At 64.1% G+C, this 19,735-nt stretch carries 20 protein-coding genes; 6 read left to right on the forward strand and 14 right to left on the reverse strand.

What is annotated here, in order from left to right:
* Nucleotides 1-116 precede the first annotated feature (116 nt).
* A complete protein-coding gene (locus ABCR88_RS03635) occupies nt 117-500 on the reverse strand; it encodes a hypothetical protein (protein WP_011059080.1) in 384 nt (127 codons plus the stop codon).
* Between the two features lie 145 nt (nt 501-645).
* Here ABCR88_RS03635 and ABCR88_RS03640 point away from each other — a divergent pair, with 145 nt between their 5' ends.
* Both ABCR88_RS03640 and ABCR88_RS03645 read left to right on the forward strand, forming a co-directional pair.
* Complete coding sequence (locus ABCR88_RS03640; RefSeq protein WP_011059081.1) at nt 646-843, forward strand: cation transporter; 198 nt, start codon at nt 646-648, stop codon at nt 841-843.
* 93 nt (nt 844-936) lie between these two features.
* On the forward strand, nt 937-2,133 hold the full coding sequence (locus ABCR88_RS03645; protein WP_011059082.1) for a multidrug effflux MFS transporter: 1,197 nt from the start codon (nt 937-939) through the stop codon (nt 2,131-2,133).
* Between the two features lies 1 nt (nt 2,134).
* Here the strand turns inward: ABCR88_RS03645 and ABCR88_RS03650 are convergent, their stop codons facing one another.
* The 3 genes from ABCR88_RS03650 to ABCR88_RS03660 all read right to left on the reverse strand — a co-directional run bounded on the left by ABCR88_RS03650 (nt 2,135) and on the right by ABCR88_RS03660 (nt 3,796).
* On the reverse strand, nt 2,135-2,311 hold the full coding sequence (locus ABCR88_RS03650; RefSeq protein WP_015634024.1) for a hypothetical protein: 177 nt from the start codon (nt 2,309-2,311) through the stop codon (nt 2,135-2,137).
* A 143-nt stretch (nt 2,312-2,454) separates the two neighbouring features.
* Nucleotides 2,455-3,468 carry a zinc-binding alcohol dehydrogenase family protein gene (locus ABCR88_RS03655; RefSeq protein ID WP_041115764.1) on the reverse strand — a complete coding sequence of 338 codons (1,014 nt, stop codon included), beginning with the start codon at nt 3,466-3,468 and terminating at the stop codon, nt 2,455-2,457.
* 34 nt (nt 3,469-3,502) lie between these two features.
* The gene (locus ABCR88_RS03660) at nt 3,503-3,796 is read right to left on the reverse strand and encodes a putative quinol monooxygenase (RefSeq protein WP_015634025.1); all 294 of its coding nucleotides are present in this window, start codon (nt 3,794-3,796) and stop codon (nt 3,503-3,505) included.
* Nucleotides 3,797-3,912: 116 nt separating this feature from the next.
* Here ABCR88_RS03660 and ABCR88_RS03665 point away from each other — a divergent pair, with 116 nt between their 5' ends.
* Together ABCR88_RS03665 and ABCR88_RS03670 are read left to right on the forward strand one after the other, a co-directional pair.
* Complete coding sequence (locus tag ABCR88_RS03665) at nt 3,913-4,824, forward strand: LysR family transcriptional regulator (RefSeq protein ID WP_041115766.1); 912 nt, start codon at nt 3,913-3,915, stop codon at nt 4,822-4,824.
* A gap of 135 nt (nt 4,825-4,959) precedes the next feature.
* The gene (locus ABCR88_RS03670) at nt 4,960-6,336 is read left to right on the forward strand and encodes an MFS transporter (RefSeq protein WP_041115768.1); all 1,377 of its coding nucleotides are present in this window, start codon (nt 4,960-4,962) and stop codon (nt 6,334-6,336) included.
* Nucleotides 6,337-6,413: 77 nt separating this feature from the next.
* On the opposite strand, the gene ABCR88_RS03675 is transcribed toward ABCR88_RS03670, so the two are convergent.
* The 3 genes from ABCR88_RS03675 to ABCR88_RS03685 form a co-directional block, all read right to left on the reverse strand.
* Nucleotides 6,414-7,367: an adenosine deaminase gene (locus ABCR88_RS03675; protein ID WP_350404135.1), complete on the reverse strand. Its 954-nt coding sequence runs from the start codon at nt 7,365-7,367 to the stop codon at nt 6,414-6,416.
* A gap of 179 nt (nt 7,368-7,546) precedes the next feature.
* Complete coding sequence (locus tag ABCR88_RS03680; protein ID WP_041115771.1) at nt 7,547-8,512, reverse strand: 2-oxoglutarate and iron-dependent oxygenase domain-containing protein; 966 nt, start codon at nt 8,510-8,512, stop codon at nt 7,547-7,549.
* Between the two features lie 65 nt (nt 8,513-8,577).
* Nucleotides 8,578-9,660 carry a BMP family ABC transporter substrate-binding protein gene (locus ABCR88_RS03685; protein ID WP_350404136.1) on the reverse strand — a complete coding sequence of 361 codons (1,083 nt, stop codon included), beginning with the start codon at nt 9,658-9,660 and terminating at the stop codon, nt 8,578-8,580.
* A gap of 323 nt (nt 9,661-9,983) precedes the next feature.
* On the opposite strand from ABCR88_RS03685, the gene ABCR88_RS03690 reads away from it, so the two are divergent.
* Nucleotides 9,984-11,072, forward strand: coding sequence for a calcium:proton antiporter (locus tag ABCR88_RS03690; RefSeq protein ID WP_232644100.1), 1,089 nt, complete (start codon nt 9,984-9,986; stop codon nt 11,070-11,072).
* Here ABCR88_RS03690 and ABCR88_RS03695 read toward each other — a convergent pair.
* The 3 genes from ABCR88_RS03695 to ABCR88_RS03705 form a co-directional block, all read right to left on the reverse strand.
* Entirely contained in the window at nt 11,069-12,076 is a 1,008-nt protein-coding gene (locus ABCR88_RS03695) for an SUMF1/EgtB/PvdO family nonheme iron enzyme (protein WP_232644101.1), read from the reverse strand. The genes ABCR88_RS03690 and ABCR88_RS03695 overlap by 4 nt on opposite strands.
* Nucleotides 12,077-12,187: 111 nt before the next feature.
* Nucleotides 12,188-13,546: an 8-oxoguanine deaminase gene (locus ABCR88_RS03700; RefSeq protein ID WP_350404137.1), complete on the reverse strand. Its 1,359-nt coding sequence runs from the start codon at nt 13,544-13,546 to the stop codon at nt 12,188-12,190.
* Between the two features lie 173 nt (nt 13,547-13,719).
* Nucleotides 13,720-14,403 carry an SDR family oxidoreductase gene (locus ABCR88_RS03705; protein ID WP_011059094.1) on the reverse strand — a complete coding sequence of 228 codons (684 nt, stop codon included), beginning with the start codon at nt 14,401-14,403 and terminating at the stop codon, nt 13,720-13,722.
* A 185-nt stretch (nt 14,404-14,588) separates the two neighbouring features.
* Here ABCR88_RS03705 and ABCR88_RS03710 point away from each other — a divergent pair, with 185 nt between their 5' ends.
* Complete coding sequence (locus ABCR88_RS03710; RefSeq protein ID WP_041115780.1) at nt 14,589-15,011, forward strand: hypothetical protein; 423 nt, start codon at nt 14,589-14,591, stop codon at nt 15,009-15,011.
* Here ABCR88_RS03710 and ABCR88_RS03715 read toward each other — a convergent pair.
* The 4 genes from ABCR88_RS03715 to ABCR88_RS03730 all read right to left on the reverse strand — a co-directional run bounded on the left by ABCR88_RS03715 (nt 15,008) and on the right by ABCR88_RS03730 (nt 19,732).
* The gene (locus ABCR88_RS03715) at nt 15,008-15,934 is read right to left on the reverse strand and encodes an ABC transporter permease (RefSeq protein WP_041115782.1); all 927 of its coding nucleotides are present in this window, start codon (nt 15,932-15,934) and stop codon (nt 15,008-15,010) included. The two genes, ABCR88_RS03710 and ABCR88_RS03715, sit on opposite strands and share 4 nt — an antisense overlap.
* On the reverse strand, nt 15,934-17,040 hold the full coding sequence (locus tag ABCR88_RS03720; protein ID WP_041115784.1) for an ABC transporter permease: 1,107 nt from the start codon (nt 17,038-17,040) through the stop codon (nt 15,934-15,936). Before ABCR88_RS03720 ends, ABCR88_RS03715 begins: the two co-directional genes overlap by 1 nt.
* 11 nt (nt 17,041-17,051) lie before the next feature.
* A complete protein-coding gene (locus ABCR88_RS03725; protein WP_041115786.1) occupies nt 17,052-18,617 on the reverse strand; it encodes an ABC transporter ATP-binding protein in 1,566 nt (521 codons plus the stop codon).
* A 533-nt stretch (nt 18,618-19,150) separates the two neighbouring features.
* Entirely contained in the window at nt 19,151-19,732 is a 582-nt protein-coding gene (locus ABCR88_RS03730) for a YigZ family protein (protein ID WP_019092788.1), read from the reverse strand.
* Between the last annotated feature and the right edge of the window lie 3 nt (nt 19,733-19,735).

The following is a 19,735-nucleotide window of genomic DNA, read 5'->3' on the forward strand; positions in this document are numbered from 1 at the left end:
AACCTTGCCACGCAGGCAAGGTCAAGGGGGCATTGCACGGGTGCTTCATTTTGTCCCAGGGGCTGCTCGCAGTGCGCGAACAGCAGGCCCCCGGTAGCTCGGCAGGGGGCGGGGTGTCAGTATTCCAGGGCGGCGGGCTTGAGGTACATGCCCGAGGCGTTCATGGCGATGCGGAACTTCAGCACATCGCCAGCCCGCAGGCTGATGTCCTGGGAACTCGGGGCAAGCAGCCCGGCGTTGCAGCCCGGGGCCTGGCCTGGCAGCAGTTTCAGGCGCAGGGAAACCTTGCCCGGCGGCAGGTTGAACGAGGCGCTCTGTTCCTGGAACAGCCGACCGGCGAGCTGGTCCTGGATGTACAGGCCGATCTCGCAGGACGTGGCGACTTCCAGCCGCTCCCTGGAAATGATCAGCACGCCGTAGTCCTCTCCGGCGGCCAGCGCCGATGGGGTTGCCGCGAACAGGCCCAGGAGGCCGACGAGGCTGAAAGTTGACCAGCGCATGGCTGAATCTCCCGCTGTGATGTCGTAAGACGTGCAGCTTGGCCGAGCGCGCCGCCGATTTCCAGCCCGGCAGATCAATCCGGAACTTGACCTTGCCACGGTGGCAAGGACAAGACTTGCTCCAACCCAATACAGGAGAAGCGCAATGCAAGTATTCAACGTTCAAGGCATGTCCTGCGGTCACTGTGTGCGTGCCATCACCCAGGCGCTGCAAAGCAAGGACCCGGCGGCCACCGTGCGGGTGGATCTGGCGGCCAAGGAAGTCGGAGTCGAGAGCCGCCTGTCCAGCGATGAGGTGATCAGCCTGATCAGCGAGGAAGGCTACGCGGTCAAGGTTGCCTGAGCCTTTTTATATAGTTAGCGACCTATCGGAATGTTCAAGGCGTCCAAGCGCGGCTAGACTGTGCGACCGCTGACCAACGCTCGTTTGGATGCCATGAACCTCCGCACAATCCTGATTCTCGGCGCTCTGAGCGCTTTCGGCCCGCTGGCCATCGACTTCTACCTGCCGGCTTTCCCCTCGATGGCCCTGGCTTTCGGCACCGATGAAAAACACGTTCAGCTGACCCTGGCCGCCTACTTCCTCGGCCTGTCCATCGGCCAGTTGGCCTATGGCCCGGTGGCCGATCGTTTTGGCCGGCGCCTGCCGCTGCTGGCGGGGGTGGGCCTGTTCACGCTGGCCTCCCTGGCCTGCGCCTATGCGCCGAACCTGGAATGGCTGATCGGCGCACGCTTTGTCCAGGCCCTGGGCGGATGCGCCGGGATGGTGATTTCCCGGGCCGTGGTCAGCGACAAGTGCGATGCGGTGGGTTCGGCCAAGGTCTTCTCCCAACTGATGCTGGTGATGGGCCTGGCCCCGATCCTGGCGCCAATGCTGGGCGGCCTGCTGGTCAACCTCTACGGCTGGCAGTCGATCTTCATCATGCTCACGGTGTTCAGTGCACTGTCCGGGCTGGCAGTGGCCCTGGGCCTGCCGGAAAGCATGCCGGCCACCCGCCCGCGTCTGCCTCTGTCCGGGGCGTTGCGCCAATATGGCCTGCTGCTGTCGGACCGGGTATTTCTCGGCCACGCCTTGACCGGCGGGATCGCCATTGCCGGGATGTTTTCCTACATTGCCGGTTCGCCCTTTGTCTTCATCAAGCTCTATGGCGTGCCAGCGGAGCACTTCGGCTGGTTCTTCGGGATCAATGCCGGGGGCTTCATCCTGGTGGCGCAGATCAATGCGCGCCTGCTGGCCAAGCGTGGCCCGGCGTTCCTGCTGGCGCGCACCGTGTGGATCTACCTGGCAGCGGGCCTGACCCTGCTCGGCGTCAGCGCCTTGCACACCAGTGCGCTCTGGCCGCTGCTGCTGCCGTTGTTCGTGTGTATCGCCAGCCTGGGCTGCATCATTCCCAATGCCGCAGCCTGCGCCATGAATGGTCAGGGCGCACGGGCCGGCAGCGCCTCGGCGATGCTCGGTTGCCTGCAATTCAGCGTGGCGGCAGGGGCGGCGTACCTGGTGGGTGTGCTGCATGACGGCAGCGCCATGCCGATGGCCATGGTCATCAGCCTGTGCGGTGTGCTAGCGGTGAGCATGGCGGTCATGACCCGGCGCTTGCAGAATGCCCGGGCGCTGAAGGCTGCCGAGCTCTGAGTCAGCCGGTGGCGCGCTGGCTCTGGGGAATCGGGTGGGGGGCTTGCAGGCGGCTTTGCAGGGTCTGGGTGAAGGCCCGGGCTTCGGCCTCGCTGCGGAACGTCACCACATGCTGGTCGAGCCGCACCTGCCATTGAGAGCCCTGGGGGTGTGCCAATTCTTTTATCAGGATCTTCATTGCTGACCTCCTAACGGTAAAAGACTGCGCTGCAAGGGCCCCCAGTGTAGACCCGAATACGGTCACAAATATGACCGGAATCAACTCTCGGACTGACGGCAGCCAGCACCTTTTACCGGTGCCGGCTGCCGTTCGTTAACGCCTCAGAAACCTTCGAGGACGATCTTGCCGCGAGCCTTGCCGCTCTCCAGCAGGGCGTGGGCGCGGCGCAGGTTGGCTGCGTTGATCTGGCCGAAGTGCTCACCCACCGTGGTCTTCAAGGTGCCGGCGTCAATCAGTTCGGCGACCCGGTTGAGCAGCACGTGCTGCTCTTGCATGTCGGCGGTTTCGAACAGCGAACGGGTGTACATGAACTCCCAGTGCAACGACAGGCTCTTGCGCTTGAGCTTGGTCACGTCGAGGCTTTTCGGATCGTCGATCAGCGCCAGCTTGCCCTGGGGTGCCAGGGCTTCCACCAGTTGGTCGAGGTGGGCATCGGTCTGGGTCAGGCTGGCGACGTGGGTCACCTGGCCTGCGCCAATGCGCTGGAGTTCGGCGCTCAGTGGCTGGCTATGGTCCACCACCGCATGGGCGCCCAGCTCGCGGACCCAGGCCTGGGTCTGTTCGCGAGAGGCACTGCCGATCACCTTGAGGCCGGTGAGCTGACGAGCCAGCTGGGTGAGGATCGAACCAACCCCGCCGGCAGCGCCGACGATCAGCAGGCTCTGGCCTTTGTCAGCCGGCTCCTGGCTGATCTGCAGGCGTTCGAACAGCAGCTCCCAGGCGGTGATCGCGGTCAGCGGCAGGGCGGCGGCCGCGGCGAAGCCCAGGCTCTTGGGCATGTGGCCGACGATCCGTTCATCCACAGTGTGCAGCTCACTGTTGCCGCCGGCCCGGGCGATGGAGCCGGCGTAGAACACCCGGTCACCGACCTTGAACAGGCTGACGTCGCTGCCCACGGCCTTGACCACCCCGGCCACGTCCCAACCCAGCACCTTGGCTGCGCCGCCTTCGGGCTGGACGTTCTGGCGTACCTTGGTGTCCACCGGGTTGACCGAGATGGCCCTGACCTCCACCAGCAGATCGCGAGGGCCGGCCACGGGCTCGGGCAGCTCGATGTCTTGCAGGGACTTGGGATCGTCGATGGGCAGGGAAGCGTAATAGGCGATGGCTTTCATGTTGAGTTCCTGATGATGAGTAGGGAAAAAAGGCTCAGACAATTAACTGCAGGCGCTTGAGCTCAAAGTGCTCGATCGCCTCGCGGGTCTGATGGAGGAAATGCCGGAAGTGCGCGGTGTTGTTATGAAACTCCAGGGCTGCTTCATCGTCCCAGCGCTCCAACACGTAAAAGGTGCCCGGTTGCTCGGCATCCTGGTGCAGCTCGTAGTACTGGCAACCGCTTTCCTCGCGGCTGGGCGAGACCAGGGCGCTGAGCTCGCGCTTGAGAACGTCTTGCTGCTGGGGCTTGGCGATCAGGGTGGCAATCGCGGTGAAGGCTTGGGACATGTGGGCTTCCTCAGGTGCTGGGCGATGGAAGGGATGATTGGCTATTTCTCCCGAGGATAAAACCGGCTAAAAGAGCAGGCTCTTTCAATATTTTTTTGATAATCCAGGAAGGCCTCATGCTGCGATTCGATGACCTGCAGTTGTTCGTGCGTGCCGCAGACCTGGGCAGCCTGTCGGCGGCGGCCCGGGTCATGGACCTGTCGCCGGCGGTGGCCAGCGCTGCCCTCAAGCGCATCGAGGAACACCTGGGCGCACGCCTGCTGGCCCGTTCCACCCGCAGCCTGCGGCTCACCGCGGAGGGCGAGGGCTTTCTCGAATACGCCCGGGCGGCCTTGAGCAACCTGGATGAAGGCCGGCGCCTGCTGGCCAGTGGTCAGGATCAGGTCAGTGGCGTGTTGCAGCTTTCTGCCCCTTCGGATTTTGGCCGCAATCTGCTGTTGCCCTGGCTCGACGAGTTCCAGCGTGAACATCCCAAGCTCAGCGTGCGCCTGCTGCTGGGGGACCGGATTGCCGACCTGTTCCGCCAGCCGGTGGACATTGCCCTGCGTTACGGCGAACCGGAGGACTCCAGCCTGGTGGCGCTGCCAGTGGCTCCGGACAACCGCCGGGTGCTGTGCGCCGCCCCCAGTTATCTGGCCCGCTACGGCGAGCCGCGCCAGCTGGAGCAACTGGCCCAGCACAACTGCCTGTTGTACATGCTCGACAGCCGGGCTCATGACCTCTGGAGCTTTCATGACGGCAAGCGCGAGGTGAGCCTCACCGTCAGTGGTGACCGTCTGAGCGACGACGCCGATGTGGTGCGGCGCTGGGCAGTGGCCGGAGCAGGAATTGCCTACAAGTCCTGGCTGGATGTGGCCGCCGATGTGCTGGCCGGCCGCCTGCAGATATTGCTGCCGGAACTGCGCTGCGAAGGCGCGTCGCTGAACCTGCTGTGCACCCACCGGGCGCACCTGAGCAAACCGGTGAAATTACTGCGTGACCTGCTCCAGGAGCGTTGCGCGCAGATCAGCGCGCAACGCCCGCGATAGGAGCCGGCTTGCCGGCGAGTCTGGCCACCGTGCCCTCGGCGTCGCTGGCGGACGCGAACAGGTCGCCCTCGGCAATCAGCCCCGGCCTCGATCCCGCACACTCGGGCGGTCAAGCATTCAACCGGGGGAACGGGCATGGGCATACAGGAATACAGCGCCGCAGAGCGCCTGGAACGGTTACCCATCAGCGGCTATCACCGGGTGATTTTCATCATCATCGCCCTGGCGTTTTTCTTCGACTCCATGGACCTGGCGATGATGACTTTCCTCCTCGGCTCGATCAAAACCGAGTTTGGTCTGAGTTCGGCCCAGGCCGGCCTGCTGGCCAGCTCCAGTTTCTTCGGCATGGTGCTGGGCGCCTCGCTGTCGGGCATGCTTGCCGACCGCTATGGGCGCAAGCCGGTGTTCCAGTGGAGCATCGTGCTCTGGGGCGTGGCCAGTTACCTGTGTTCCACCGCCCAGAGCGTGGACAGCCTGACCCTGTTCCGGGTGCTGCTGGGGATCGGCATGGGCATGGAGTTTCCCATCGCCCAGTCGATGCTCTCGGAGATGATTCCGGCCCAGCGTCGCGGGCGCTACATAGCCCTGATGGACGGCTTCTGGCCCCTGGGTTTCGTCGCCGCCGGGGTGCTCTCGTATTTCCTCCTGCCGCTGATCGGCTGGCGTGACATCTTCCTGGTGCTGGCAGTACCGGCGGTGTTCGTGCTGGTGATCCGCTTCTTCATTCCCGAGTCACCGCGCTGGCTGGAACAGGCCGGGCGCCACGCCGATGCGGATCGGGTGCTGTGTGGCATCGAAGACAAGGTGCGCGCTTCCCTGGGCACGGCGCAATTGCCGGAGCCGCTGCACCTGCCGCGTATCGAGAGTGCGCCGGGGCACTTTTTCTCGGCACTGAAGCAGATCTGGTCGCCGCTCTATCGCCAGCGCACGATGATGATCTGGAGCCTGTGGTTCTTCGCCCTGCTGGGCTTCTACGGCCTGACGTCCTGGCTCAGCGCCTTGCTCCAGCAGTCCGGTTTCGCGGTGACCCAGTCGGTGTACTACACGGTGCTGATTTCCCTGGGCGGAATTCCCGGGTTCCTCATGGCGGCCTGGCTGGTGGAGCGCTGGGGGCGCAAGCCGGTGTGCATCGTGACCTTGCTCGGCGGCGGGGTCATGGCCTTCTTCTACGGGCAGAGCGCGGTCTTTGGCGGCAACGTCAGCCTGCTGATCGGCACCGGGCTGCTGATGCAGTTTTTCCTGTTCGGCATGTGGGCGGTGCTCTACACCTATACCCCCGAGTTGTACCCGACGTCGGCCCGGGCCACGGGCTCGGGGTTCGCTTCGGCGGTGGGGCGCATCGGTTCGCTGTTGGGGCCGCTGGTGACCGGGCTGGTGTTTCCGTTGACCGGGCAGGGCGGCGTATTCGCCCTGGGGGCGGCGTGCTTCGTGATTGCCGCGGGGGTGGTCTGGCTGTTCGGGATGGAAACCCGGGGCAAGACCCTGGAGGAGTTGAGCGAGGCGGGGAGCTGATAGAGACGGGGGGGCCTGTTCGCCGGCCAGCCGGCTCCTACAGGTTCGTGTAGGAGCCGGCTGGCCGGCGAAGGCCGTTACGGCTTGACCAGCCGTGCATCCAGGCTGTTCTGCGCCAGGCGCCGGGCCTGGTCCTGGGTCATGCCCAGGTCGGTGTGCAGGGCGTGGAAGTTCTCGGTGACGTAGCCGCCGAAGTAGGCCGGGTCATCGGAGTTGACCGTGACCTTCACCCCGCGCTCCAGCATTTGCAGGATGTTGTGCTGGGACATGTGGTCGAACACGCAGAGCTTGGTGTTGGACAGCGGGCACACAGTCAGCGGGATCTGCTCGTCGATGATGCGCTGCATCAGCCGCTCGTCTTCGAAGGCCCGTACACCGTGGTCGATGCGCTGGATCTTCAACAGGTCCAGGGCTTCCCAGATGTACTCCGGCGGGCCTTCTTCACCGGCGTGGGCGACGGTCAGGAGGCCTTCGCTGCGCGCGCGGTCGAATACCCGCTGGAACTTGCTCGGTGGGTGGCCCATTTCCGAACTGTCCAGGCCCACGGCGACGAATGCATCGCGAAACGGCAGCGCCTGGTCGAGGGTCTTCTGCGCCTCTTCTTCGCTCAAGTGGCGCAGGAAACTGAGGATCAGGCCGCTGGTGATGCCCAGTTGCTGCTCGCCATCTTTGAGTGCGCTGGCGATGCCGTTGAGCACCACTTCGAACGGCACGCCACGGTCGGTGTGGGTCTGCGGGTCGAAGAAGGGTTCGGTGTGGATCACGTTCTGTTCTTTGCAGCGCAGCAGGTAGGCCCAGGTCAGGTCGTAGAAGTCCTGGGAGGTGCGCAGCACGTCGGCGCCCTGGTAGTACAGGTCGAGGAATTCCTGCAGGTTGTTGAAGGCGTAGGCCTTGCGCAGGGTCTCGACGTCGCTCCAGGGCAGGGCGATCTTGTTGCGTTCGGCCAGGGCGAACAGCAGTTCCGGTTCCAGGGAACCTTCCAGGTGCAGGTGCAACTCGGCCTTGGGCAAGGCGTTCAGCCAGTCATACATGGTGTCGTCTCATCAGGTGCAGGCGGGCGCTGCGAGAGTGATGCGCTGCCGGGGCCGTGCCCTTCTGTGGGGAACTGGCTGTGGCTTGCGGCTTTCGCCAGGTTTTCACCGGGCCCGAAAAAGCCGCCATTCTACATCTGGCGGCGCAAATGTTCGGCAAAACCTGACCGAGGGGGCGGTCAGGCCTGCCCCAGCTCCCGGCGGTAGGCGTAGGTATCGGCAAAGCGCGACAGGAGAAATTCGGCGCAGGTGGTCACCGGGTACTTGGCCGGGTGCTCGCGGTCCTGGCAGCCGGGCAGGCACTCGATGCGGGTATCCGGGTGCGGTTCGGCGAAGAACGGCATCGAGTAGCGGTCCACCCCCAGCGGGCTGATGACCCGGTGCGGGGTCGACAGGTAACGGTCGTTGCTCCAGCGCGCCATCATGTCGCCGAGGTTGACCACGAAGCTGCCGTCGATGGGCGGGGCGTCGATCCACTGGCCCTTGACGTTGCGCACCTGCAAGCCGCCGGCGGCGTCCTGGTAGAGCAGGGTGATGCAGCCGTAGTCGGTGTGGGCGCCGGCGCCTTGCTGTTCTGCGCTGCTGGCGGTGTGGCGCGGCGGATAATGGATCATCCGCAGCACGCTCACCGGGTCCTGGAAGCGGCGGTCGAAGAAGTCGCGTTCGATGCCCAGGGCCAGGGTCATGGCCCGTAGCAGGGTCTGGGCCAGGGCCTGCATGTCCTGGTAGTGCTGCTCCATCAGGGCTTGCCAGCCGGGCAGGTCAGGGTGGCGGTTGGGCCCGCGCAGGGGTTTTTCCGCCAGCACGTCCGGGTGCTCGGCCGGCAGGTGCAGGCCCATGTCGAAGGTTTCCTTGAGGTCGCTGGGCTTGCTTGGGTCCAGCTGCTCGGTGGCGATGGCGCCGTAGCCGCGATGGTGACGGCTCTGGGTGATATCGATCTTGAGTTTTTCAACACTGGGCAGGGCGAAGAAGTGCTTGGCCGTGTTCAGCAATTGCTCGATGCGTTGTGCGCTGATCGGGTGACCCTTGATGTAGAAGAAGCCCCATTCGCGACAGGCGCGGTCGATCTGCTTGGCGACACTGTCCCAGCCTTGCTGCTCATCCTGATACAGCGGGCTGATATCGATGATCGGCAGTTGATTCATGAAAATGCTCCCATCCTGTTGGCGGTCCGTCGTCGCTGGCGGATGCTCCGACAGCGACGAGTAGATTATTTGGGGATGTCCGCCTTCAGGCCTTCGACGTAGTAGTTCATCGAGGCCAGTTCGGCATTGCTGGCGCTGACCCCCGCGGCGATTTTTTCGACCCCGGCCTGGTCCTTGATCGGGCCGGTGAACGGGTGGAACTCGCCACTCTTGATGCTGGCGATGATCTGCTGGGCCTCGGTTTTCACCGGGGCCGGCAGCAGGTCGCTGAGGGGCAGTTCAACCGTACCCTCTTTCAGCCCACCCCAGTAGTCCTGGGGTTTCCAACTGTGGTCCATCACCCCCTGGGTGGCCTGGATGTAGTGCGGGCCCCAGTTGTTGACGATGGAGGTCAGCACCGCCTTGGGGCCGAAGTGGGCCATGTCCGAGGCATAGCCCACCGCGTACACGCCACGCCGCTGCGCGGCCTGGATCGGCGCCGGGCTGTCGGTGTGCTGGAAGATCACGTCGGCGCCCTGGTCGATCAGGGCATTGGCGGCGTCGGCTTCCTTGCCCGGATCGAACCAGGAATTGACCCACACCACCTTGATCTCGGTGCCCGGGTTGTACTTGTTCAGGGCCAGCTGGATGGCGTTGATGTCGCGGATCACCTCCGGAATGGGGAAGGAGGCGACGTAGCCGATCTTCTTGCTCTTGGTCATCTTCGCCGCGAGGAAACCACCCACGTAGCGGCCCTCGTAGGTGCGCGCCAGGTAGGTGCCGAGGTTCTTGTCCTGCTTGTAGCCGGTGGCGTGTTCGAAGGTCACCTTGGGGAACTGCCTGGCGACCTTCAGCGTGGGGTTCATGTAGCCGAAGGAGGTGGTGAAGATCAGGTCGTAGTTGTCCTTGGCCATGTTGCGGATCACCCGCTCGGCGTCGGCGCCTTCGGCTACGTTCTCCACGTAGTTGGTCTTGATCTGGTCGCCGAATTTTTCCACCAGGGCCTTGCGCCCCTGTTCATGCTGATAGGTCCAGCCGTGATCGCCTATGGGGCCGATGTAGACGAAACCGACCTTCAGCGGATCGGCGGCGCTGGCGGTAAGGCTGGCACTCAGGCCGATGGCGGCGGCCAGGGTGCAGAGCAACTTGTGCAACGGGCGTGTATGCATGAATGGGAGCTCCATCTTGTTGTGGGGGCTGGGTCGGCAAGCGCTGGAGGGCAATGCAAATAGCTGACCAACAGGACAACAAAGATGGTCGTTGCGCCGGCGAGGCGGTTTCTACGGGGGCTTTGGGGCGTACTTTTCGCTGGTAAGCCAGCTCCTACGGGGCTGGAATGCAGGAGGCCGCTTGCCGGCGAAGGGCTGTACAAGAACCAACCCGGTGCGCGGCGCCTGGGGCTGGTGCACTAACATGTAACGAAACGTTAGTGACTTGGTGCAGTCTTTCAGTCATCTCCTGTACTCGTTTTTATTCCCGTCAAAGGACTGCAATGCTCAATTCCCTCAAGCAAGAAAAGTTTCTACTGCTTGCGCTGCTGGCCGCCGTGGCCGCCTATCCGCTTGAACACCTGTTGCTGGGCAGTGGCCAGGGCATCGCCCTGGGCGCAGGGCTGGTGCTGATCGGCTTTATCGTCATCGCCTCGATGCGCGTCGCCCATCACGCCGAACTGTTGGCGGAAAAGGTCGGCGACCCCTACGGCACCATGATCCTGACCCTGGCCGCGGTGCTGGTGGAAGTGGTGATCCTGGCGATCATGATGAGCAACGAAGCCTCGCCTACCCTGGTGCGCGACACCATCTACTCGGCGGTGATGCTGGACATCAACGGCATCCTCGGCCTGGCCGCACTGATGGGCGGCATCAAGCATGGCGAGCAGCCCTACAACGACGACTCGGCGCGTACCTACAGCGTGATGATCCTCACCGCCATGGGCGTGTCGATGGTGGTGCCGGAGTTCATCCCCGAGGCCGACTGGAAGGTCTACTCGGCCTTCACCATCGGCGCCATGGTGGTGCTCTATACCCTGTTCCTGCGTATGCAGGTCGGGCCGCACAGCTATTTCTTCAGCTACAGCTACCCGGAAAAACGCCGCAATAAAGAGGCCCAGGAACAGCCCCAGGCCATCAACCTGGCCTGGAGCATCGGCATCCTGGTGTTCGGGGTGGTGGTAATCGGCGCCCTGGCCGAGGTGATGTCCAAGACCCTGGACCTGGGCCTGGAAGGCACGGGCGCACCGCCGGTGATCACGGCGATCCTGGTGGCGGCGATTTCCGCCGCGCCGGAAATCCTGACCGCCCTGCGCGCCGCCCTGGCCAACCGCATGCAGTCGGTGGTCAACGTGGCCCTGGGCGCTTCCCTGTCGACGGTGATCCTCACGGTGCCGGTGATGGAGGCCATGGCCTTGTACACCGGCCAGCCCTTCCAGATGGCCATGACCCCGGTGCAAACGGTGATGGTGTTCATCACCCTGATCGTCAGCGCGATCAACCTCAACGACGGTGAAACCAATGCCATTGAGGGCATGACCCACTTCGTGCTGTTTGCGACCTTCATCATGCTGTCGCTGCTGGGTCTTTAAAGCGGCTGCGCTGACTGGATGGCACAGCGAAAGCTGACCCCGGGGGCATTCCAGGCCGCGAGTGCCCCCCAACTCCAACGACGCACGGTGCTGGCCGAGGGCGAAAAGGTCGGGTCGTTGGCATTTACGTTGTTGGCGCCCCGTTGCGCCCGATAAATGCCTGTTTCAGGCCCTTGCGGGTTCTCCACGGGAGACTCGCGATAGTAGTGTTTATCGTACCAATCGTTGACCCATTCACTGGCGTTGCCGGTGAGGTTGTAGAGGCCCAGCGGATTGGGCACGAACCTGTCCACGGCGAAGGTTTCGTTGTCGTCAGGGGCCGGGAAGTTGCGGCCGTAATCCAGATTGCCATTGTCGGTGGCGAACATCACCGGTTGGCCGCGGTTGCGCGCCGCATATTCCCATTGGGCCTCGGTGGGTAGATCGACGGGATAGCCGCTGAGTTCTGCCAGCCAGCCGCAATAATCCTTGGCTTCTTGCCATTCTTTAGACGCCGGGGCGGGCAGGTTTGCCTGGTAAAGGTGCTTCATCTCGGCGAGTTCGCGCAGTTTCGCGTCGAACGGCGGCTTGCCTTGCGCGAGGAAGAACAGATCGAAATCGCCCAGGGTGGTTTGCAACGAGGACAGGTAATAGCTGCTCAATTTGACCGGATGAACGAAGTCGTCATCGACCTCGAGGCTGATCCGCTCCATTTTTTCCGGGGCCACGCCACAGGGCCATTGGCACAAGGCCTGTGGGTCGAAGCCACGGGGCCAGCCGAAATCACCCATCTGGAATTCGCCCCCCTCAATCAGCACCATGTTGTCCAGCGAGCGGACCACTGTGTTAAGTACGGCCTCGCGGTTTTGTGGGGACAGATTCGGGTATTTACGGCTGATGGTCGACGCAATTTCTGCCACTTTTTCAGCTGACAGCACGTTACTGGGCGGGCCAGCAACCTCCTGTTTCTCGCAGCCTGAAATCAGCAGCGCGACGCAAAGCGCCAGTCCGTACTTTTGTTTCACGTAATGTCCCTATAGCGGTTCGTTCGAGGGCGGAAACTAACATGTTTCCTCAATCCGATTCCGCTTAAGGCGCAGGCGAGGGATCGGGTCCCTCGCTGTGGGCGGCAAAGATCAGGTGCCGGCGATCAGTTGCCGGGCCGCCTGGCTGTGATCGGCGATCAGGTTTTTCAGATCCAGCCCTTCGACCTGGCCATCAATCACCCGCCACTGGCCGCCGATCATGACCCGGTCCGCCCGATCCGCGCCGCACAACAGCAGTGCCGAAACCGGATCATGGCTGCCCGAGAAACGCAGTTCATCGAGCTTGAACAACGCCAGGTCCGCCTGCTTGCCTACCGCCAGTTCGCCGATGTCGGTACGGCCCAACAGGCTTGCCGACCCCTGGGTCGCCCAGCCCAGTACACGCTCCGGGGTGATCTTTTCGGCGCCGTAACGCAGGCGCTGGATGTACAGCGCCTGACGCGCTTCGAGGATCATGTTCGAGGCGTCATTGGACGCCGAACCGTCCACGCCCAAGCCGAACAGCGCACCTGCATCGGTCAGCTCGATGCTGGGGCAGATGCCGGACGCCAGGCGCATGTTCGAACTCGGGCAATGGCAGATGCCGGTACCGGCCTGGCCGAGGCGGGCGATTTCATCCGGGTTGAAGTGGATGCCGTGGGCCAGCCAGGTGCGCGGACCGAGCCAGCCGACGCTGTCCAGATAATCCACCGTGCGCAGGCCGAAACGCTGCAGGCAGAAGTCTTCTTCGTCGAGGGTCTCGGCCAGGTGGGTGTGCAGGCGCACATCGAGCCCGTTGGCCAGTTCGGCGCTGGCCGACATGATTTCCGGGGTCACCGAGAATGGCGAGCACGGTGCCAGGGCGATCTGGATCTGCGCACCGTCGCCACGCTCGTGGTACTGCTGGATCAGGCGCTGACTGTCGTCGAGAATCACCTGGCCTTGCTGCACGGTCTGTTGCGGTGGCAGGCCGCCGTCCTTTTCGCCAAGGCTCATCGAGCCGCGGGTGAGCATCGCGCGCATGCCCAGTTCACGCACGGTTTCGACTTGCACGTCGATGGCATTTTCCAGGCCGTCCGGGAACAGATAGTGATGGTCGGCGGCGGTGGTACAGCCGGAGAGCAGCAGTTCGGCCAGTGCCACTTTGGTCGCCAGGGCGAGTTTTTCCGGGGTCAGCCGGGCCCAGACCGGGTACAGGGTCTTGAGCCAGGGGAACAGCGGCTGGTTGACCACCGGCGCCCAGGCGCGGGTCAGGGTTTGATAGAAGTGATGGTGGGTGTTGATCAGGCCGGGCAGCAGCACGTGCTCGCGGGCATCGAAGACCTGCAGGCAGGGGCTTGCAGGTTGCTGGCCGAGGCCTAGCACTTCAACGATCAGGCCGTCTTGCAGTACCAGGCCGCCACGGGCGTCGAGGGCATTGCCGGTGAAGATGGCCAGGGGATTTTTTAACCAAGTACGGATCGCAGGCATGGTTGCCGGCTCCTCTGAAAGTGGGTTCAGGTTAGCCAGCTCAGTGATGCCCTGTCTGCTGATCCAGGGTCGCCGCAAGGGGGCGAGGTGCGCAGTCTAGCGAAAGATGTGCCGGGGGACAAAACTTGCATTTTGCCCTCCGTTCCAGAGCCTTCGCTGGCCTGAGCAAGGGCTTACCAGGGGATGGTTTCGCCTTTGTAGTTGACGAAGTGATGGCCGCCCTTGCCGGTGTAGGCATTGACCTGGGCGATCAGCCCGCGGGTGCTGGTCTGCACATCGATATCGGCGCCTTCGCCGCCCATGTCGGTCTTCACCCAGCCCGGGTGCAGCGAAAGCACGGTGAGCTTTTGCCCCAACTGGGTCACGAAGCTGTTGGTCATGGAGTTCAGCGCGGCCTTGCTGGCCTTGTACAGGGCCAGCTCCGGCGCGTCGGGCATGGTCACGCTGCCCAGCACCGAACTCATGAACGCCAGCACGCCGCTGTCCTTGCGGATCTGCCCGACGAAGCGCTGGGCCAGGTTGATCGGCGCCACGGCGTTGGTGAAGAACAGCTGGCCGACTTCGGCCAGGGTCGCCTGCCCCGGCAACTGGTTGTCCGGACCCTTAACCCCGGCATTGACGAACAGCAGGTCGAACACCTGGTCCTTGAGCTTCTGGCTCAGGGCAATCACCGCTTGCTGATCGTCCATGTCCAGTTGCTCGATCTGCACTTTGCCCAGGGCTTGCAGCGCCTCGGCCTTGTGCGGGTTGCGCACAGTGGCGGTGACCTGCCAGCCGTCTTCCAGCAGGCGTTGGACCAGGCCGAGGCCCAAGCCCCGGGAGGCGCCGATGATCAGTGCGGTTTTTGCCGTGGACATGATGAGGTTCCTTGATAAGTGAGGATCACGGATTCAATGGACAGGCTTGTCCCAGTCGCAGTTGCAGCTCGGGGCGCAACTGGCCCGGTTCTCCGATGCGCAAGCATGGGGCTCGAAAGGGCTTGACCCTGGAGCATACTCCAGGCTTTAGCCTGCGCGCTCCTTGAATCGATGGAGCGACATCTATGTGGACCACCAAACAGTATCGAAAACTGGTCCGGGCCAGCGGCTGGTACGACTTGCTGGTGACTTTGGCCTTCGCCACCCCCTGGAGTTTCATGGCCCTGCACGGGCTGCTGCAGGACACGGTCCAGGCCCTCAACCTGCCGGGAGCACTGCCGGTTTTCGAACCCATGCACATGCTGATGGCCAACCTGATGGGCTCGATCATCTGCGTGTGGTCAGTACTGCGTATTCGTGACCCGCAGCAGGCGTTCGGCCGCTATGACGCGGTGGGGCGCATCCTCTTCGCCACCTGGCAGGTCTATGCCCTGGCCCACGGAGCCACGGCATTGATCGGGGTGATCCTGTTCTTCGAGCTGGCCTGGTGCGTGGCCCAGTTGCTGCCGGTGCGAGCGACTGCCGGTCAGGCCCCGGCAGTCATCTAGTGTCCCGACTGCCACGGCTGGCCGAGGGACACCGGTGCATACAGCCGGGTGCGCAAGGCATCCCGGGATAGCAGCACCAGCACCAGGATGGTCGCGGCATAGGGCAGCATCGCCAGCAGGTTGGAAGGAATCGCCAGGCCCAGGCCCTGGGCCACCAGGTGCAGGATGCTCGCCAGGCCGAACAGGTAGGCGCCGAGCAGCAGCCGCCACACTCGCCAGCTGGCGAACACCACCAGCGCCAGGGCGATCCAGCCGCGTCCGGCGCTCATGTTCTCGGCCCACATCGGGGTGTAGGCCAGGGACAGGTAGGCCCCGGCCAGCCCCGCCATGGCGCCGCCGAATAGCACCGCGAGCGTGCGCACCCGCAGCACCGGCAGGCCCATGGCGCTGGCGGCGTCGGGGTTCTCGCCGACGGCCTGGATGATCAGGCCGACCCGGCTTTTGAGAACCACCCAGGCCACCAGGGCGAACAGGGTGAAGGACAGGTACACCAGCAAATCCTGGGCGAACAGCATGCGGCCGATCAGCGGGATTTCGCTCAGCAGCGGCAGCGCCAGCGGTTCGAAGCCGACCAGGGGCTTGCCGACCCAGGCCGCACCGACAAAGCTCGACAGGCCGACCCCGAAGATCGTCAGCGCCAGCCCGGTAGCCACCTGGTTCGCGGTGAACACCAGGGCCACCAGTGCGAACAGCGCCGCCAGCAGCATCCCGGCGGCCATCGCCAGCAGCACCCCGAGCCACAAATGGCCGCTGTTGAGGGCGACGATAAAACCTATCACCGCGCCGAACAGCATCATGCCTTCCTGCCCCAGGTTGAGGACGCCGCTCTTTTCACAGATCAGTTCCCCCAGGGCCACCAGCAGCAGAGGGGTGCCGCAGCGCACCATGGCGTAGAGAATATTGCTCAGCAGATCGATATCCATCACAGGGCTCCGGCGGTAGCAGTGGCGCTGGCGTTACGGCGCACCCAACGCAGGTTCAGGCGCGGGCGATAGAGAATCAGCACGTCGCTGGCCAGGAGAAAGAACAGCATCATTCCCTGGAACAGCTGGGTGATGGCCTGGGGCAGGTTGAGGCTCATCTGCGCGCTCTCGCCACCGATGTACAGCAACGCCATCAGCAGGCTGGAAAACACAATGCCGATGGGGTTCAGGCGGCCGAGAAAAGCCACGGTAATGGCCGCGTAGCCGTAGCCGGGAGACACCTGGGGCACCAGTTGGCCGATGGGGCCGGCGACTTCGCAGACCCCAGCCAGCCCTGCCAGCGCACCGCTGGTCAACAGCGCCAGCCAGACCAGGCGCTTCTGGCGAAAGCCGACGAAGCCGGCGGCACGCTGGTCCAGGCCGAGCACCCTGATCTGGAAGCCGACAAAGCTTTTCTGCAGCAGCACCCAGACCGCCACCAGGGCCAGCAGGGCGAAGTACACCCCGGCGTGGACCCGGCCGTCTTCCATCAGCAGCGGCAGGCGGCTGGCGTCGCCGAACATCGCCGATTCGGGAAAGTTGAACCCGGCGGGGTCTTTCAACGGGCCATGCACGCAGTACAGCAACAGGTTCAGGGCAATGTAGTTGAGCATGATGCTGGTGAGGATTTCGTTGGCGTTGAAGCGGGTGCGCAACCAGGCGGTGAGCCCGGCCCAGGCGGCGCCGGCCAGGGTTCCGGCAAGCAGGATCAGCACCAGCGCCCAGCGGCTTTGCAGCTCGATGAGATTGACCGCCAGGGCGCTACCGACCAGGGCCCCGAGCAGCAACTGGCCCTCGGCGCCGATGTTCCACACCCGCGCCTGGTAGGCCACCGCCAGGCCCAGGGCACAGAGCAGGATAGGTAGCGCCTTGACCAGCAGTTCGGACACGCCATACAGGTCGCTGACCGGGGCGATCAGCAGGGTGTGCAAGGTCAGCCAGGGGTCATGCCCCAGGGCCATGAACAGCAGGGAACCGCAGCCCAGGGTCAGCAGCGCCGCCAACAGTGGCGAGCACCAGAGCATCAGCCGCGACTGGCGGCCACGGGGTTCGAGTGAAAGCAGCATGGACAGCTCCGTTAAATCGCCAGGGCAGCGGGTGAGGGCAGGGAATCGGCGTGGCCGGCCATCCAGCCGCCAACCTCCACCAGCGAGGTGTCGGCGCAGGCCTTGAGGGGCGAAAGGCGTCCAGCGCACAGGGCAGCGAGGCGGTCGCTGATCTGGAACAGCTCGTCCAGGTCTTCGGAGATCACCAGGATCGCCGCGCCGGCATCGCGCAAGGCGATCAGTGCCCGGTGGATAGTGGCGGCGGCCCCTACATCCACGCCCCAGGTCGGGTGCGCGGCGATCAGCAGGCGAGGCTGCTGGAGAATCTCGCGGCCCAGGATGAATTTCTGCAGGTTGCCGCCGGACAGGCTGCGGGCCGGGCTCTGGGAACCGGCGCTCTTGACCCCGAAACGCTGGATGATGCGCTCGGCCAGTTCTCGTACCTTGCGTCGCTGGATCAGACCGTGGCGCACCAGGCCCTGTTGAAAGGCGCTGAGCAGGGCGTTGTCCTCCAGGCTCAGTTCCGGCACCGCGCCGTGGCCCAGGCGTTCGGCGGGAACGAAAGCCAGGCCGCGCTGGCGTCGGGCGTCGGGATACAGATGTGCCACGCCCTGGCCGGCGAAACAGATACGTTCGGCTTCGCCACGGGGCAGGCGCTGTTCACCGCTGAGCAGGGCCAGCAGTTCGTCCTGGCCATTGCCGGCGACTCCGGCGATGCCGACGATCTCGCCGCTGCGCAGGCGCAGGTCGATGTTCTTCAGTGAGCAGCCGAAAGGATCGGGGTTGTCCCAGCTGAGGTTGTCCAGGCGCAGGAAGTCGTTCGTGCCGCGGGCTTTCGGGTAGTCGGTGATCATCGCCGCCGCGTCCCCCACCATCAGCCGCGCCAGCTCGCGATCCGAGCACTGCGCCGGCCTGCAGTGCCCGGCCACCCGGCCCGCGCGCAGCACCGTGGCGCTGTGGCACAGGGCGCGCACCTCGGCGAGCTTGTGGCTGATGAACAGGATGCTGCAGCCTTCGTCGGCTAGCCGGCGCAGGGTGACGAACAGGTCGTCGGCCTCCTGCGGGGTCAGGACCGAGGTCGGCTCGTCGAGAATCAGCAGGCGGATGTCCTGCATCAGGCAGCGGACGATTTCCACCCGCTGGCGTTCGCCGATGGACAGGCTGTGCACCAGGCGCTGGGGTTCGAGGGCCATGCCGTAACGCTGGGAAACCTCGCGGATTCTGCCTTCCAGCTGGCTCGGCGTACCGGCGCCGGCGCCCATGGCCAGGGCAATGTTCTGCGCCACGCTGAGGGTTTCGAACAGCGAGAAATGCTGGAACACCATGCCGATCCCCAGGCTGCGTGCCTGGGCCGGGTTGTCGATGAGCTGGCGTCGTCCTTGCCAGAGCAGTTCCCCCGAATCGGCCTGGACCACCCCATAGATGATCTTCATCAAGGTGCTTTTGCCGGCGCCGTTTTCGCCCAGCAACGCATGGATTTCACCCGCAGCGATGTTCAGGTCGATGGCGTCGTTGGCCAGGCAGCCGGGATAGCGTTTGCTGATCCGGCGCAGTTGCAGGCGTGGTGCCTGGCTGCTGGGTGCAGGGTGATTGGACATGACAGGCTCGGCTTCTGGGAGTTGTGCCTGTGGATAAAGCAATTTCCTGGCCAGTGGGTCAGGAAAGCCGGTGGAGTGCTCCCGGGCGGCATCCTGCCTGGCTGACAGGACCAGGGTCCTGGCACCACTTCGGGGCAAGGTGGTTGAAAAGGCGCTGTTTTTGTCCCCAGGCCGTTGCACAGAAAATGATCAGTTGCCTGCAGACCCTGCGCAATCAGGGGCTGGAGCAGCCTTGCACGGGTTATCCACAGCTTGCTCCACAGTAATTGTGTGCAAGAGCGGCGCTTGGGCATCAGCACCACTGGCTTGCCCGGGAACTGTGATAAACCGGCTTAAGTTGCTGTTTCGCTGTGGAAAAAAGCTTCCTGGGGAGGCTTTGGACAAAAAATGAACAAAGCCCGCAAAGCCACGTTGCAGAAGGGTTACAGCGCTATGTGCTCAGCTTATCCACAGTCGGGTGCACAGTAGATGTGGGCAAGTGCCTGGGGCCCTTGCGGGTTATGCACAAGGTGGCCCGGGCCGGGTTGGTGCCGTCAGCGCTGCAAAAGGATGCGCCCGCGGCTGAGGTCCGCCAGCTGTTGCTGCAGGGTGTCGATCTGCTCTTCGCCCAGGGCCAGTTGCAGCTCTACGCCATTGGCGGTGAAGTCTTCCTGGACCAGCAGCCCGCCCAGTTCGGCTACCCGTAGCTTGACCAGCGCCAGCTCGCTGAAGCTGCAGGCGCAACGCAGCGGTACGCGGTTGACCAGGGCGATGCGCTCGGCGCCTTGCAGGCACTTGTTGGCGCCGCCGCCATAGGCTCGGGCCAGGCCGCCGGTGCCCAGCTGGATGCCGCCGTACCAGCGGATCACCAGCACCGCCACCTGGTCACAGTCCTGGGCCTCGATGGCCGCAAGGATCGGTCGCCCGGCGGTGCCGCCGGGTTCACCGTCGTCGTTGCTCCGGTACTGGTCGGCGAGTTTCCACGCCCAGCAGTTATGCGAAGCGTTGAGGTCGCTGTACTGCTGGATGAAGGCTTGGGCCTCGGCCGCGCTGCTGATGGGCGCGGCAAAGGTGATGAAGCGGCTTTTGCGAATTTCCTCGCGGTATTCGCAAAGGCCGGCCAGGGTAAAGGGCATGGG

The sequence above is a fragment of the Pseudomonas sp. W17 genome (genome assembly GCF_040268305.1).
In the GTDB taxonomy this organism is placed as follows: Bacteria; Pseudomonadota; Gammaproteobacteria; order Pseudomonadales; family Pseudomonadaceae; genus Aquipseudomonas; species Aquipseudomonas protegens.